Source organism: Streptomyces sp. NPDC002795 (assembly GCF_042888725.1).
In the GTDB taxonomy this organism is placed as follows: Bacteria; Actinomycetota; Actinomycetes; order Streptomycetales; family Streptomycetaceae; genus Streptomyces.
On the sequence record NZ_JBIAQB010000005.1, the window covers coordinates 338,370 to 351,637 of the forward strand.

Annotated in this window: 15 protein-coding genes and 1 riboswitch; of the genes, 8 read left to right on the forward strand and 7 right to left on the reverse strand. The window is 72.2% G+C overall.

Features of this window, described 5'->3' with window-relative positions:
* Positions 1–26: 26 nt before the first annotated feature.
* On the reverse strand, positions 27–1,289 hold the full coding sequence (locus ACFYWS_RS17605; protein ID WP_389276653.1) for a CaiB/BaiF CoA transferase family protein: 1,263 nt from the start codon (positions 1,287–1,289) through the stop codon (positions 27–29).
* Between the two features lie 251 nt (positions 1,290–1,540).
* Here ACFYWS_RS17605 and ACFYWS_RS17610 point away from each other — a divergent pair, with 251 nt between their 5' ends.
* From ACFYWS_RS17610 to ACFYWS_RS17625, 4 genes are all read left to right on the forward strand, one after another.
* Entirely contained in the window at positions 1,541–2,212 is a 672-nt protein-coding gene (locus ACFYWS_RS17610; RefSeq protein WP_389276656.1) for a GntR family transcriptional regulator, read from the forward strand.
* A gap of 8 nt (positions 2,213–2,220) precedes the next feature.
* Positions 2,221–2,411, forward strand: a riboswitch (cobalamin riboswitch).
* Between the two features lie 35 nt (positions 2,412–2,446).
* The gene (locus ACFYWS_RS17615) at positions 2,447–3,499 is read left to right on the forward strand and encodes an ABC transporter substrate-binding protein (protein ID WP_389276658.1); all 1,053 of its coding nucleotides are present in this window, start codon (positions 2,447–2,449) and stop codon (positions 3,497–3,499) included.
* Positions 3,496–4,572 (forward strand): FecCD family ABC transporter permease, encoded by a 1,077-nt coding sequence (locus ACFYWS_RS17620; RefSeq protein ID WP_389276661.1) that lies wholly within the window; start codon positions 3,496–3,498, stop codon positions 4,570–4,572. The genes ACFYWS_RS17615 and ACFYWS_RS17620 overlap by 4 nt, the downstream gene beginning before the upstream one ends.
* Positions 4,569–5,345, forward strand: coding sequence for an ABC transporter ATP-binding protein (locus ACFYWS_RS17625; protein ID WP_389276664.1), 777 nt, complete (start codon positions 4,569–4,571; stop codon positions 5,343–5,345). Before ACFYWS_RS17620 ends, ACFYWS_RS17625 begins: the two co-directional genes overlap by 4 nt.
* 6 nt (positions 5,346–5,351) lie before the next feature.
* Here ACFYWS_RS17625 and ACFYWS_RS17630 read toward each other — a convergent pair whose 3' ends face one another.
* On the reverse strand, positions 5,352–5,972 hold the full coding sequence (locus ACFYWS_RS17630; RefSeq protein WP_389276667.1) for an L-threonylcarbamoyladenylate synthase: 621 nt from the start codon (positions 5,970–5,972) through the stop codon (positions 5,352–5,354).
* A 159-nt stretch (positions 5,973–6,131) separates the two neighbouring features.
* On the opposite strand from ACFYWS_RS17630, the gene ACFYWS_RS17635 reads away from it, so the two are divergent.
* Complete coding sequence (locus tag ACFYWS_RS17635; protein WP_389276670.1) at positions 6,132–7,280, forward strand: hypothetical protein; 1,149 nt, start codon at positions 6,132–6,134, stop codon at positions 7,278–7,280.
* A gap of 30 nt (positions 7,281–7,310) precedes the next feature.
* Here the strand turns inward: ACFYWS_RS17635 and ACFYWS_RS17640 are convergent, their stop codons facing one another.
* Positions 7,311–7,682, reverse strand: coding sequence for a hypothetical protein (locus tag ACFYWS_RS17640; protein ID WP_389276673.1), 372 nt, complete (start codon positions 7,680–7,682; stop codon positions 7,311–7,313).
* 74 nt (positions 7,683–7,756) lie between these two features.
* Between ACFYWS_RS17640 and ACFYWS_RS17645 the strand changes: the two genes are divergently transcribed.
* Together ACFYWS_RS17645 and ACFYWS_RS17650 are read left to right on the forward strand one after the other, a co-directional pair.
* On the forward strand, positions 7,757–8,113 hold the full coding sequence (locus ACFYWS_RS17645; RefSeq protein WP_389276676.1) for a DUF779 domain-containing protein: 357 nt from the start codon (positions 7,757–7,759) through the stop codon (positions 8,111–8,113).
* A 38-nt stretch (positions 8,114–8,151) separates the two neighbouring features.
* Positions 8,152–9,381 (forward strand): phosphodiester glycosidase family protein, encoded by a 1,230-nt coding sequence (locus ACFYWS_RS17650; protein WP_389276679.1) that lies wholly within the window; start codon positions 8,152–8,154, stop codon positions 9,379–9,381.
* 3 nt (positions 9,382–9,384) lie between these two features.
* Here ACFYWS_RS17650 and ACFYWS_RS17655 read toward each other — a convergent pair whose 3' ends face one another.
* Entirely contained in the window at positions 9,385–9,579 is a 195-nt protein-coding gene (locus ACFYWS_RS17655; protein WP_389276682.1) for a hypothetical protein, read from the reverse strand.
* A 111-nt stretch (positions 9,580–9,690) separates the two neighbouring features.
* The gene (locus tag ACFYWS_RS17660) at positions 9,691–10,572 is read right to left on the reverse strand and encodes a phosphatidylinositol-specific phospholipase C/glycerophosphodiester phosphodiesterase family protein (protein ID WP_389276685.1); all 882 of its coding nucleotides are present in this window, start codon (positions 10,570–10,572) and stop codon (positions 9,691–9,693) included.
* 210 nt (positions 10,573–10,782) lie between these two features.
* Between ACFYWS_RS17660 and ACFYWS_RS17665 the strand changes: the two genes are divergently transcribed.
* The gene (locus ACFYWS_RS17665; RefSeq protein ID WP_389276688.1) at positions 10,783–11,676 is read left to right on the forward strand and encodes a virginiamycin B lyase; all 894 of its coding nucleotides are present in this window, start codon (positions 10,783–10,785) and stop codon (positions 11,674–11,676) included.
* A 17-nt stretch (positions 11,677–11,693) separates the two neighbouring features.
* Here ACFYWS_RS17665 and ACFYWS_RS17670 read toward each other — a convergent pair whose 3' ends face one another.
* Both ACFYWS_RS17670 and ACFYWS_RS17675 read right to left on the reverse strand, forming a co-directional pair.
* Positions 11,694–12,347 (reverse strand): ABC transporter ATP-binding protein, encoded by a 654-nt coding sequence (locus ACFYWS_RS17670; protein WP_389276691.1) that lies wholly within the window; start codon positions 12,345–12,347, stop codon positions 11,694–11,696.
* Positions 12,340–13,257 (reverse strand): ABC transporter ATP-binding protein, encoded by a 918-nt coding sequence (locus tag ACFYWS_RS17675; RefSeq protein WP_389277370.1) that lies wholly within the window; start codon positions 13,255–13,257, stop codon positions 12,340–12,342. The genes ACFYWS_RS17670 and ACFYWS_RS17675 overlap by 8 nt, the downstream gene beginning before the upstream one ends.
* Positions 13,258–13,268 lie beyond the last annotated feature (11 nt).

Genomic DNA, 13,268 nt, shown 5'->3' on the forward strand with positions numbered 1-13,268 from the left:
CGGATCCTTCCGTCGGGTGGCTGTTCTCAGGCGGCGGTCGCGGCGGTCGGCTCGCGCGCCACTCCGGTGTCGAAGAGGGCGGCGGCCTCCGTGCCGGGCAGGCCGAGCTCGGCGAGGACCTCGCGGGTGTGCTCGCCCAGGTGCGGGGCGGGGCGCAGCGGGCCCTCGTCCTCGCGCGGGGACGCGCCGGCGGCGGGTTCGGTCATCCGGACCGGTGGCCGGCCGAGCAACAGCGGCCCCTCGGTGGGGTGTTCGGTGCGCTCGAAGAAGCCGGTGGCGCTCAGGTGCGGGTCGGTGAAGAGATCGTCGAGTGTGTTGACGCGGGTCGCGGGTATGTCGCGGGCGTCGAACTCGGCCTGCCACTCGGCCGTGGTGCGCAGCAACAGCTCGGCGTTGACCATCGAGTAGAGGGTGTCGATGTGCTCGGTGCGCTCCGTGATGGTGCGAAAGCGCGGGTCGTCGGCGAGCGCGGGGCGGCCGATCGCGGTGAAGAAGGCGCGCCACTGGGCGTCGGTGTAGATCATGACGGCGAGGTGGCCGTCCTTGGTGCGGCACGGGCGTCGGTGCGGGGAGCTGGTGCGGGCGTAGCCGGTGGGGCCCGTGGGCGGGTCGAAGACGCGGCCGCCCTGCTGTTCGAGGAGGGTGAACGAGGCCATGGTCTCCAGCATCGGGACCTCGACGGCGCGGCCCCGGCCGGTGATCTGACGCCCGTGCAGCGCGGCGAGCACGGCCGCGGCCCCGTACACGCCGACCGTCTTGTCGGCCGCGGCCTGCCGCACGTACTCCGCGCCGCCGTCGCCGCCCTGGAGTGCGGCGACGCCTCCGGCGGCCTGGATGACGTCGTCGTAGGCCGGCCGGTCGGAGTCGGGGCCGCCGGCGGCGAAGCCGCGGAACGCGCAGTGGACGAGGCGCGGGTTGCGGGCCAGGGCGGACTCGGCCGTGAGCCCGAGGCGGCGGGCGGCCGCGGGGCGGAGGTTGTGCACGAGCACGTCGGCCGAGTCCACGAGGGCGGCGAGGACGGGCGCCGCGCCGGGCGCCTTGAGGTCGAGGGCGGCGCTGCGCTTTCCGCGGTTGGTGTTGAGGAAGGCGGGGCCCATGCCATTGCCCCGGGTGTCGCCGATGTAGCGGACGACGTCGCCTGCGGGCGGCTCGATCTTGATGACGTCCGCGCCCCACTGGGCGAGCAGCAGGGTGCAGTACGGGCCCATCAGTGTCGAGGTGATGTCGACGACGCGGACGCCGTCGAGCGGCCGGCCCGCGGGAGATCCACCGCCGCTCTCCGCCGCCACTGCGGCTTCGGAATTGTCTACCGATTCTGCCGGTTCCTTCGGCGCCATCGCCGAGTCCTCCTCTGAAATCGGCCGCTGATGGCGTGCATTGAAGCCATCAACAGGTTTCATTTCGGGGCGTTCACCACTGAACGGGACATCCATCCGAGCAAGATTGGATGCAATCTGACTCACGGTGCGGCATCATGTCAATGCCCCAGTCGGCACAGGGGAGTTAGAGTCGACAACCCTCGGAGGGAAGGCAGGCAACAGTGACGGCTCAGGCGGGGGCGGAACGTCTGGACGCGGTGTCCGGTGCGGTGGCCCAGGTGGTGGAGGAGTTGCGGGCGATGCTGTTCGCGCGCGATCTGACGCCGGGCAGCCCGGTACGGCAGGAGGCGCTGGCCGCGCGACTCGGGGTGAGCCGGGCACCGGTCCGCGAGGCGCTGCGGGTGCTGGCCAGCGAAGGCGTCCTCGATCACGTCCGCAACGTCGGATACCGCGTGAAGGTACTGACCGCAGCCGAGTTCGAGCAGACCTATTTGATGCGGCGGGTCCTGGAGGCAGAGGTACTGCGTCGACTGCCGCCCTTCTCGGCCTCCGCCCTGGAGCGACTCTCCGCCGTGAACGAGCGGATCGCGGAGGCGTCGGCCCGCGGCGACCTCACCGCCATGGCCCGCCTCAACTCGGACTTCCACTTCCGCATGTTCACCGCGTCGGGCCTGGACCTCGTCGTCGCCGAGCTGCGCCGCGTCTGGCAGCTGAGCGACGGCTACCGGGCCTACCTCCTGCACGACCCGACGTCGCAGAAGCGGATCGTCGACGAGCACGCGGAGATGGTCGAGGCGCTCCGCGTGCGGGACCACGAACGGCTCGTCTCCCTCATGGACCACCACCGGGACGGAACGCGCCCCCAACTGGAAGCGGTCTTCACACCCGCGTGATAGCTTCGCTGAGCCAGTCGTACCTTTGTGTGTTTTTCTACGCACACGGGTCAGGGAATCCGGTGTGAACCCGGAACTGACGCGCAGCGGTGAGGGTGACGGGCGGAGCCACTGCCACTGGGCCGGCACATCGGTCTGGGAAGGCGCTCCGCGCGGACGACCCCGAGTCCGAAGACCTGCTGGCGGCCTCCAGTGCCGCGTGGCGTGGGGGCGGACCGTAGGCCGGCTCCGCGTATGAGCCCTGGACGCGAAGGAACTTCCGTGCTGTTCGCACGTCAACTCCGCCGATGCGCACCGCTGTTGGCGCTCACCCTACTGCTCACCGGGTGCGGCACGACCGCCGCCACCGAGGACGGTGCCGCCGGTGGCGGCGGTGTCACGCTCGACAACTGCGGCAAGAAGGTGCGGGTCGAGCACACCCCACGCCGGGCCGTCGCCCTCGACCAGGGCTCCGCCGAGATCATGCTCTCGCTCGGCCTGGAGGACCGGATGGCCGGCACCGGCACCTGGACCGACCCGGTCCCCGAGGAGCTGGCGAAGGCCAACGCGAAGGTGCCGCGCCTGGCCGACCGCTACCCGTCGTTCGAGAAGGTCCTCGGCACCGAACCGGATTTCGCCGCCGCCTCCTTCACGTACACCCTCGGCAAGGGCGGTGTGGCGCCGCGCGCGGAGTTCGAGAAGCTCGGCGTGCCCACGTACCTCTCCCCCAGCGACTGCACGGGCAAGGACAACGGCGACGGGGACGGCGTGCGGACCAAGACCCTGGGGCTCGACGTCGTGTACGGCGAGATCCGCGATCTGGCGCGCGTCTTCGACGTGGAGGAGCGCGGCGAGAAGCTGATCGACAGGCTCAAGTCCCGGGTGCGCACGGCTACTTCGGGGGTCGACGCGCATGGCGTGGACGTCCTGTACTGGTTCGCCAACTCCGACTCGCCCTACATGGCGGGCTGTTGCGGCGCCCCCGGCGTCATCACCAAGGAACTCGGGGCGCGCAATGTCTTCGACGACACGCGCGCGGAGTGGCCGCAGGTCAACTGGGAGACCGTCGCCGACCGCGATCCAGATGTGCTGGTCATCGGCGATCTGACGCGCCGCTCGCAGTCCGCGGAGTCGGCCGCGCAGAAGATCAGGTTCCTTGAGTCCAACCCCGTCACCAAGCACATGACCGCCGTGAAGAAGAAGCGGTACGTGCGCCTGAGCGGGCAGGCCATGAACCCGACCATCCGGACGGTCGAGGGCGTGGAGCGGGTGGCCGCGGGGCTGCGCGAGTTCGGGCTCTCGCGGTGACGGCCCGCACGGTCGCGGCTCACGCGGTACCGGCGGCCTTGCCGCGGGCCTCGCCCCGGTTCTCCGTTCGCGCCACGCTCGCCTGGGCGGTCGCCATCGCCGTGCTGTGCGCCTCCGTGGCCTTCGCCATCACCCTCGGTCCCGCGCAGATCCGGGTCGGCGACGTCTGGGCCGCGGTCGGTGACCGGATGGGCCTCGCGACCTCGGATCTCTCGCCGATCCGGGACGGCATCGTATGGAATCTGCGGCTGCCGCGGACGCTGCTCGCGGCGGTGTGCGGGGCGGGGCTCGCGGTGTGCGGCACGGTGCTTCAGGCGCTGCTGCGCAATCCGCTCGCCGACCCGTTCGTGCTCGGTGTCTCGTCGGGGGCGTCGACCGGGGCCGTGCTCGTGGTCGTGCTCGGGCTCGGCGGGGGCGCCGTCTCGGTGTCGGGCGGCGCGTTCGTCGGCGCCGTCTGCTCCTTCGCCCTGGTGCTGGTGCTCAGTCACACGCTGGGCGGCAGCACGGACCGGGTGGTGCTGTGCGGGGTCGCGGCGATGCAGCTGTTCTCGGCGCTGACCTCGTTCGTCGTGCTGACCTCGGCGGACGCGGAGACCACACGCGGTGTGCTGTTCTGGCTGCTCGGCTCGCTCAGCGGGGTCGGCTGGACCGAGGTGTGGCTGTGCCTGGCCGTGCTCGCCGTCACGCTCGTGGTGTGCCTGGCGTACGGGCGCACCCTGGACGCGTTCGCCTTCGGCGCGGAGGCGGCGGCCACGCTCGGTGTCCGGGTGGCCCGCACCCGGATCGTGCTGCTGTGTGTGACGGCGCTGCTGACGGCGGCCCTGGTCAGTGCGGCGGGCGCGATCGGCTTCGTCGGCCTGGTGCTGCCGCACGCGGCGCGCGCCCTGGTGGGTCCGGGGCACACCAGGCTGCTGCCGGTGACGGCGCTGGCCGGGGCGGTGTTCCTGGTGTGGGTGGACACGGTGGCGCGGACGGTGCTCGAACCGCAGGAGGTTCCGGTGGGTGTGGTGACATCGCTGATCGGTGTGCCGGCGTTCGTGCTGGTGCTGTACCGCGGGCGGGGTGTTCGGTGACGGCGGGGCTGCGCGCGGAGCGCGTGTCGTGGTCGCCGGGTGGCACGCTGGTGCTCGACGGGGTGTCCGTGGCGCCGGAGCCCGGCACCGTCACCGGTGTCCTGGGGCCCAACGGCTCGGGCAAGTCGACTCTGCTGCGTCTGCTGTCCGGGGTGCTCGCCCCGGACAGCGGCGTCGTCACCCTCGACGGTGACCCGCTCGCCTCGGTGGGCCGCCGGCAGGCCGCGCGGCGCATCGCCATGGTGCAGCAACAGTCCGACGCCCAGGTCGAGTTGACCGTCGCCGACGTCGTACGTCTCGGCCGGGTACCGCACCGTCGCGCCTGGCAGCCCGCTTCGGCGACCGACGAGGCGGCCGTGCGCTCCGCCCTGGAGCGCAGCGGACTCGCCGACCGGGCACACCGCCTGTGGCACACACTGTCCGGCGGCGAGCGCCAGCGGGTGCAGATCGCGCGGGCGCTCGCTCAGGAGCCGCGCGAGCTGCTGCTCGACGAGCCGACCAACCACCTCGACATCCAGCACCAGCTCGAACTACTCGACCTGATCGGCGCGCTGGGCATCACGTCCGTCGTCGCCCTGCACGACCTGAACCTCGCCGCCACCTACTGCGCGCGCGTCGTCGTGCTGCGCGAGGGCCGGGTGGTGGCGGCCGGGGAACCGGGCGACGTACTGACCGAGGAACTGATCGCCGACGTGTACGGGGTGCGCGCCGAGGTCACCCGCCCCGGCGCCCGCCCGCACATCCGCTACTTGGGCACGACGACGCCTGCGTGAGCGGGGTCACTCGAAGCGCTCGGTGTCCCCCGCCCCGCGCCGTACGATCTCGGCCTCCCCGCCGGAGAAGTCGATGACCGTGGTGGGCACGGTGCCGCAGTCGCCGGAGTCCACGACGGCGTCCACCACGTGGTCGAGCTCCTCCTTGATCTCCCAGCCCTGCGTCAGCGGGTCCTCCTGGCCGGGCAGCAGCAGCGTGCTGGACAGCAGCGGCTCGCCGAGCTCGGTGAGCAGCGCCTGCGTCACCACGTGGTCGGGGATGCGCACGCCGACGGTCTTCTTCTTCGGGTGCTGCAACTGCCGCGGCACCTCACGCGTCGCGGGCAGGATGAAGGTGTAACTGCCGGGCGTGGCCGCCTTGATGGCACGGAACACGTCATTGTCGATCTGGACGAACTTCCCCAACTGGGAGAAATCCTGGCAGACCAGTGTGAAATGGTGCCGGTCGTCGAGCTGTCGGATCTGGCGGATCCGGTCGACGCCCGCCCGGTTGCCGAGCCGGCAGCCGAGCGCGTAGCAAGAGTCCGTGGGGTAGGCCACGAGCGCGCTGTCGCGGATGCCGTCGGCGATCGCGGAGATGAGGCGCGCTTGCGGGTTTTCTGGGTGCACGTCGTAGTACCTGGCCATCCGGCGAGGGTACGGGATCGGACGCGCCACGCCGGGGTACACGAGGGGCGAATCGGGCACGTACGCGCGACAATCCCGACACCGGCCCACCCTGCCCTGGCCCCCGCGCGCCCACGGACCCCATACTGGTCGCGCCCCGATCACTCACAGAACGACTCCATGGCGAAGAAGAACTCAACCCCGACCCCCGTCCCCGACACCGTGTGGCTAGGACGCGGACGCCACCTCGGGCCCGATCCCGAGCGCGATGTCCGGCGCAACCTGATCGCCCTCAAGGCGGCGGGGGTGCTCGACGACTTCCTCGACCTCGATCCCGAGGACGCGGCGCGTTCCACGGTGCTGCACCCGCGCGCGGAGGAGGCCGGTCCAGGCCCCGGCGCCCGGCGGGTGTTCGAGGCGCGCTGGCGTGTGGCCGACAACGTCACCGTGCGCGGCCAGCTGACGACGTACGACCCCGAGACGCGCGCGAGGAACTCCGAAGGCGTCACCTGGGTCCTCGCAGCGGAGGCGGAGCGGGCCTGGGAGCTGGCCTGGCCGTCGCCCGCGCCGATGTTCTGGCCGGACAGCGAGCGGGTGCCGTGGGACCACGACACGGTGGCGGGGCTGCGCCTGCGGGAGCCGAACCACCTCCCCAAGGACGACGACGCGCTGCGGCGCCTCCTCAAGGACTGCTCGCGCTCCAGCTGGTACGTGCATGTCGTCATCCACGAGGCGATGACGCCGGACGCGGCCGGGCAGCGGTCCATCACGCGGCATCTGCCGCCGAGCCTGCAGCACCGGGTGATCGAGCACCGGGCGACGCCGGACCAGGCGCAGGTCGTGGACTTCGGGCTTCGCAAGGACTTCAAGGCGGGGATGCCGCGCGGTGGCGGTGTCGTGCTGCCGACCGCGCCCCCGCATCCTGACTATGTGGCGGACCGTTTCACCGTGCGCAGCGTGTTCCTCGACGGCAGCGAGCCGACCGAACTGGTCGACCGGATCCGGGAGTTCACCGCGTTCCCGCGGCCGCTGACGGACGAGGCGGCGCAGGCCCTCACGCGACTGCGCGACGGCTGGCATCTCCTCACGTCCGACGAGGAGTTGACCCACGCGCAGGACATGGTCACGAAGTACGCGGAGGCGCTCGACGCCATGACCAGGTCCCGGGACAGCTACCGCGAGGCGGCCGAAGCGGCGCGCGCCGCGCTCGCCGAGGTCCCGCGCGGCGACAGCGCGGCGCACCCGTCGGAGGCCCCGGACGCCAAGGACGCCTCACCGTTCGGCACGCTCGGCAAGGCGTTCGGACGCTTCCGGGGGCCGAACAAATAGCGACCTAGGGCCTGATCCGAACGACAGGCCCTAGGGGCCCTCACCCTCCGCCTCCTCCGCGTCCCCCGGATCGGACATCCGCAGCGCGATCTCCTGCAGCAGCTCGCTGGAGTTGACGTCGATGCGGCCCTCGTCGTGGACCTTGGCGAGCTGCGTGAAGAGGAACGCGAACGCCTCCACGAGCGACACGCTCGCCGGCATCAGCGCGGCGATGGCCAGTTCGGCCGCCTCCTCCGCGCTGGCCCCCGACGGGATCTCGATGGTCGGGAACACTTCCGACACGAGCCGCCCCAGTTGCGTCAGGTCGGTGTCGAGTGCCTCGCCGTCGCTGAGCCTGCGCACCATCTCGTGCGTCTCGGTGAGCACGCCGATGGCCCGCAGAATGATCTCCCTCTGTTCCATGTGCGGAGCTTATGCCGGGGCCCGTGCCCCGCGTGCAACGTGGTCGCAACGTCACTCCCCTTTGACTGGGTGTCATGACCGACGTATCCCGCGTGGAGCTGACGTCCGCGGCCGCCGAGTTGGTGCGGCGGCTGAGCGAGGCCCACGGTCCGCTGATGTTCCACCAGTCCGGCGGCTGCTGCGACGGCAGCGCGCCGATGTGCTACCTGGCGGGCGAGTTCCGCACGGGAGCCTCCGACGTGCTGCTCGCCGATCTCGTGGTGGAGGGGGTGGCGGAGCCGGTCTCGTTCTGGATGTCCAAGAGCCAGTACGAGGTGTGGAGCCATACACGGCTCATCGTCGACGTCGTCGAGGGGCGCGGCAGCGGCTTCTCCCTGGAGGCGCCGGACGGCGTACGTTTCCTGATCCGTTCCCGGCTCGTCGGTACCTAGTCATCGACGCGGGCCCCTCCGTCTGCTGAACTCCCCGCATGCAGACGAGATCTGGCAAGCGAGGCAGAAGAGTTCTTGCGGCCCTCGGGGTCGCGTCGATGCTGGCCGGTGCCGCCCTGACGGGTGCGGCGCCGGCCGGCGCCGCTTCGGGCGAACGGGTCGCACCAGGGGTCACGTACACGGAGTTCGACGTCCCCGCCGCCAAGGGAACGGCACATGCCCATGTCCTCACCGTCGATCTGACCGACCCGCGCGTGCGGGTCGACCTCCTGCACCCCGGCGCGGTCGGGGCCCGCGCCACGGTCTCCTCGATGTCCGACACGGCCGGCGCCGTCGGCGGGGTCAACGGCGACTTCTTCAACATTACGGAGAGCCAGCATCCGGGCGTCGCGGCCACCGGCGCCTCCGTCGGCCCGGCGATCGCCGCAGGGCACACGCTCAAGGCGGCCGTGCCGAACGGGCAGCGCTTCGGCCCGGCGCTGCCGCCCGGCACCTCCACGCGTGACGTCCTCGGCGTCGGCGTCGACCGGCGGGCCCGCCTCGACACCCTGGACCTCGACGGTTCGATGCGCACCCCGGACGGCCGGAGGCCGCTGGGCGGGCTCAACCAGTACGCGCTGCCGGTCGGTTCGGTGGGCGCGTTCACGTCCGACTGGGGCAGCGTGTCGCGGGTGCGGGCCACCTGCGGCACGGACACCCAGCGGGCGGCGCCGTGCAGCGCGGACACGTACGAGGTGACGGTGCGGCGCGGGCGGGTCGTGTCGTCGGCCGACACTCCCGGCAGCGGGCCCATAGCGGCCGGGTCCACGGTCCTCGTCGGCAGGGAGGCCGGGGCGCAGTGGCTGCGCAAGCTGTCGCCGGGTGAGCCGGTCGCGGTCCACCACCGGCTCGTCGCCGCGCGCTCCCACATCCCGTACCGTTTCGCGATCGGCGGCTATCCCGTGCTGCGCGACGGCGCGCCGCTGCCCGGCCTGGACGCGACGACGTCGGCGGTGCGCACGGCGGCGGGGATCGGGGACGACGGCCACGAGCTGATCCTGCTGGCCCTGGACGGCGCCCCCGCGTACCGCACCGGCATGTCGATCTCCGAAGTGGCCGCGACGATGCGGTCCTTGGGCTCGGACGACGCGTTCAGCCTCGACGGCGGCGGTTCGTCGACGCTCGTGGCACGCGCACCCGGCGCGCCTTCGGTGTCGGTCCGCAACCACCCCAGCGACCCACCGGAGCGGGCGGTCGCGAACGGGATCGGGGTGTTCTCGGCGCGGTAGACCTCACGGACTGAGGCTGCTGACCAGCCCGGCGGTGGAATTGATGCCGTCGTGGATGGTCGGCGCCGCGTCGGTGCCCGCGAGCAGGAAGCCGAGCAGCAAGAAGACGAGCCCGTGCGAGAACTTCATGGCGCCGTTGCGCAGGAAGATCACCGCGACGATGGCCAGCAACAGCACGACGGAAATGGACAGAGACATCGCCGGACCTCCTCCGCCACGTCAACACCGTGGCTATCGGCCGCAAGTGTGACGCAGCGGAGGACGCCGACCGGGGCGTGACCTGTCCCCCGAACGGGTGTTAACCCGGCGTCACCGGCCGGAACTCTTGTCGCGGCCCTTGTCGTGGGCCTCCAGGAACGCCCGCAGCCCCACGAGGTCGTCGGTGTTGAGGTGGTCGACGTCGGCGGCCGTCAATTCGGCCCAGACGGCTTCGCGTTCGAGGCCGGCGACATCGGGTGTCGCCCAGAAGCGGACGCGCTGGCCGCGCGCGTGGGCGGCGCCGACGATTCCGCGCAGCTTGTCGCGCTCGGCCGCCGGGATGGGACCGCTCCCCAGCCACGTGAAGTTGTTCGCCCAGTTGTCGCTGATGAGCGGGATGAGCGAGGCGGGCGCCGCGCTGCCGAGGTCGGTGAGGCGGCCGTCGTAGAAGGCGCTGCGCCTGGTCTGCGCTTCCATCGGCGGGCGGGCGGCGCGGTCGCCGGACACGACGACGGTGGCGGCTCCGCTCCGCACGCGCCCGCGGTCGTAGGTGGTGAAGAGGCGGCCGTAGCGGCGGAGTTGGCGGTCGAGTTCCTGGTACGTCGCCGCGCCGTCGGTCTTGATGTCGACGAGGAGTTGTAGCGGGGTGCGCCAACCCCGGTACACCGAGCCGTGGTTGGCCTTCACGCGGGCGGCGAGCGGGGCGAGGTAGAGGGAGGCCAGGGTGCGGGAGGGGTCGAGGTCGACGGGGTCGTGGGCGACGAGGAGGTCGCCGTTCACGAGGTAGATGTCGGCCTCGACGCTGTTGAACCGCTGGTCGAGCGCGTCGAGCAGGGGGCGCGGGTGCTCGTAGTCGTTGTGGGCGTGTGCGCGCCGCAGCGGCGCGGGACCGCGCTTGGCTTCGGTGGCGTGTGCGAGCTGGGGTGTGGTGACACCGACGGCGAGCGCGGCGGCGAAGGTGCCGAGGGCTCTGCGGCGGGTGGTCGGGGCCATGTGTGCCTCCCGTGGTGGGCCGGTGGGACAGGGTGAGTATGCGGGGCGCGGGTCATCAACCGGCAGAGGTGGGACGGGAGTTGGCGTGACCGGCACCCCGGGTTCACCACGGGGCCACCACAACCCACTGGTCACGGGCGTGCATGATGACAGCTACAGAACATCCGAGCTTGTCACCGAACGCAGTCTGGAGAAGTCCCCTTGACCCACGTGTCCCGCCACGTATCCATCGAAGAGCACCCGGTCGCCGACCGCGCGGCCGGGCCCTACGCCCTCGTCACCGGACCCGACGGTGCGCTCTGGTTCACCCTCGTCCACAGCGGCGAGATCGGGCGGCTGGTCCCGGGCGCCGATCCGACGCGCCACCGTCTGAAATCCCCCGACTGCGGGCCGACCGTCATCACCCCGGGCCCCGATGGCGCCCTGTGGTTCACCGAGTACCGGGCGGACCGGATCGGGCGGATCACGGTGGACGGCGCCGTCGACGAGTTCGACGTGCCCACGCCCGGCTGCGGACCGTTCGGGATCGCGCCGGGCCCCGACGGGGCGTTGTGGTTCACCGGGACGGCGGCCGACCGCATCGGCCGTATCACGGTGGACGGTGACATCACCGAGTTCCCGCTGCCGGTCACCGGCGCCTTCCCCTCGGCGATCGCGGCCGGCGCCGACGACGCGATGTGGTTCACGCTCAACCAGGCGAACGCCATCGGCCGGATCGGCATGGACGGCGCGATCACCCTCCATTCCCTGCCGACGGAGGCGGCGGCTCCGGTGGGCATCGCGGCGGGGCCCGACGGTGCGCTGTGGTTCGTCGAGATCGCCGCCGGTCAGATCGGCCGGATCACTGCGGACGGCCGGATCACCGAGTTCCCGCTGCCCGACCGCACGGCCCGCCCGCACGCCGTCACGGTCGACGGCGAAGGCACCGCGTGGTTCACCGAATGGGGCGCCAACCGCATCGGTACGATCACCGCCGACGGCACGATCACCGTTCACGATCTGCCCACCCCGGACTCCGAACCGCACGGCATCGCCGTCGGCCCGGACGGCGCCCTGTGGGCGGCGTTGGAGATCGGCGCGCTCGCGCGCGTCGCCCTCTCGTAGTGCGACCGGGCGCGCGCCTACGCTCCCGCCAACTGCCCCCACTCCACCGTCCGGTCGCACCACCGCTCCAGGAGCACCCGGTCGTGCCCCACGGACAGGAGTCCCGCCCCGGTCTCCCGCCGGTAGTCCTCCACCACGCCCACCAGCGCGGCCGTGGTCGACGCGTCGAGCATGGCGGTCATCTCGTCGCAGATCAGCCAGCGGGGGCGCAGGGTGAGGGCGCGGGCGAGGCAGGCGCGTTGGAGTTGGCCGTCGCTGACCTCGTGGGGGCGGCGGGCGAGCAGGCCGGCAGACAGGCCCACCGTGTCGGCCAACTCCCGTACGCGGACCGTGTGGTCGGCGCCGTTCGCGCGCAGTGGTTCCGCGATCAGGTCGGACAGGCGCAGGCGCGGGTCCGCGGACAGGCGGGGCTGCTGGAAGACGACGCCGAACGCGGTGCGCTGGGCACGTGGCGCGCGGTGGCGCCAGCCGCGGGCCGGCTCGCCGTCGATGACCACGCGTCCGGCGTCCGGGGCGTGCAGCAGCGCGGCGACGCGGGCGAGGGTCGATTTGCCGCAGCCGCTGGGGCCGAGGAGTCCGACGCTGTCCCCGGGACCGACGGTCAGGGTCACGTCGCGGACGACGGGGGCGCGTCGGTCGTAGCCCGCGGTGATGGAGTGGAGTTCAAGCACGGGTGGCCTCCTGGTGGGCCGGTACGGGGTGGTGGCAGGCCACGCCGTCCGTGAGCCCCGGCATCACCGTGCACCGGTCGTCGGCGCGTGTGCAGCGCGCGGCGAACGCGCAGCCCTCTCCCAGCGCGCTCAGTTCCGGCGGCATCCCGGGGATCGGGGTGAACTCGCGGTCGGGCAGGGCTTGGAGGAGACCTCGGGCGTACGGGTGGCGGGGGCCGGGTGCCCCGAAGAAGGCCTCCGCGTCCGACAGTTCGACGATGCGGCTCGCGTACATCACCGCCACCCGGTCCGCGATCCGTTCCGCCGCCGCGAGGTCGTGCGTGATCAGGAGGAGCGCCCGGTCGGTGCCGATGTGGCGGCGCAGTTCGTCGACGGTGCGCTCGACGAGGTCGCGGTCGAGGCCGGTGGTCGGCTCGTCGGCGAGGAGCAGCGGCGCGTCCCCGACGAGGGCGAGCGCGGTCGCGGCGCGCTGCGCGAGGCCGCCGGAGAGTTCGTGGGGATAGCGGTCGAGATGGTCGAGGGGGAAGGAGGCCCGCGCGGCGGCTTCCGCGACGGCTTCCTCCAGCCGCGGGCCGCGACGCGGCGCACCCGTCAACTGCCTTAGTGTCTCGGCCAGTTGTGAGCGCACCGTACGGACCGAAGTGAGGTGTGCGGCCGGACTCTGCGGCACCAGCCCGATCCGGCGACCGCGCACCGTGCGTACGAGTGTCGCCTCGTCGGCCGCCATCAGGTCCAGGTCACCGAGGCGCGCCGAACCCGCCGTCTCCGCGTTGGCGGGCAGCAGGCCGAGCAGCGCGGAGGCCAGCACCGACTTTCCGCAGCCGCTCTCGCCCACGAGGGCCAGACACTCCCCCGCCCCGAGGTCGAAGGAGGCGCCGCTGACGGCCCGTACGTACGCGCCGTCGCGCATCCGGAACCGTA

Excerpts from the sequence above, each read along its gene's own strand:
- ACFYWS_RS17640 (WP_389276673.1), bottom strand. The coding sequence starts at position 7,682 with ATGGAACAGAGGGAGATCATTCTGCGGGCCATCGGCGTGCTCACCGAG.
- ACFYWS_RS17655 (WP_389276682.1), bottom strand. The coding sequence starts at position 9,579 with ATGTCTCTGTCCATTTCCGTCGTGCTGTTGCTGGCCATCGTCGCGGTG.
- ACFYWS_RS17645 (WP_389276676.1), top strand. The coding sequence starts at position 7,757 with ATGACCGACGTATCCCGCGTGGAGCTGACGTCCGCGGCCGCCGAGTTG.
- ACFYWS_RS17615 (WP_389276658.1), top strand. The coding sequence starts at position 2,447 with ATGAGCCCTGGACGCGAAGGAACTTCCGTGCTGTTCGCACGTCAACTC.
- ACFYWS_RS17660 (WP_389276685.1), bottom strand. The coding sequence starts at position 10,572 with ATGGCCCCGACCACCCGCCGCAGAGCCCTCGGCACCTTCGCCGCCGCG.
- ACFYWS_RS17635 (WP_389276670.1), top strand. The coding sequence starts at position 6,132 with ATGGCGAAGAAGAACTCAACCCCGACCCCCGTCCCCGACACCGTGTGG.
- ACFYWS_RS17675 (WP_389277370.1), bottom strand. The coding sequence starts at position 13,257 with ATGCGCGACGGCGCGTACGTACGGGCCGTCAGCGGCGCCTCCTTCGAC.
- ACFYWS_RS17650 (WP_389276679.1), top strand. The coding sequence starts at position 8,152 with ATGCAGACGAGATCTGGCAAGCGAGGCAGAAGAGTTCTTGCGGCCCTC.
- ACFYWS_RS17630 (WP_389276667.1), bottom strand. The coding sequence starts at position 5,972 with ATGGCCAGGTACTACGACGTGCACCCAGAAAACCCGCAAGCGCGCCTC.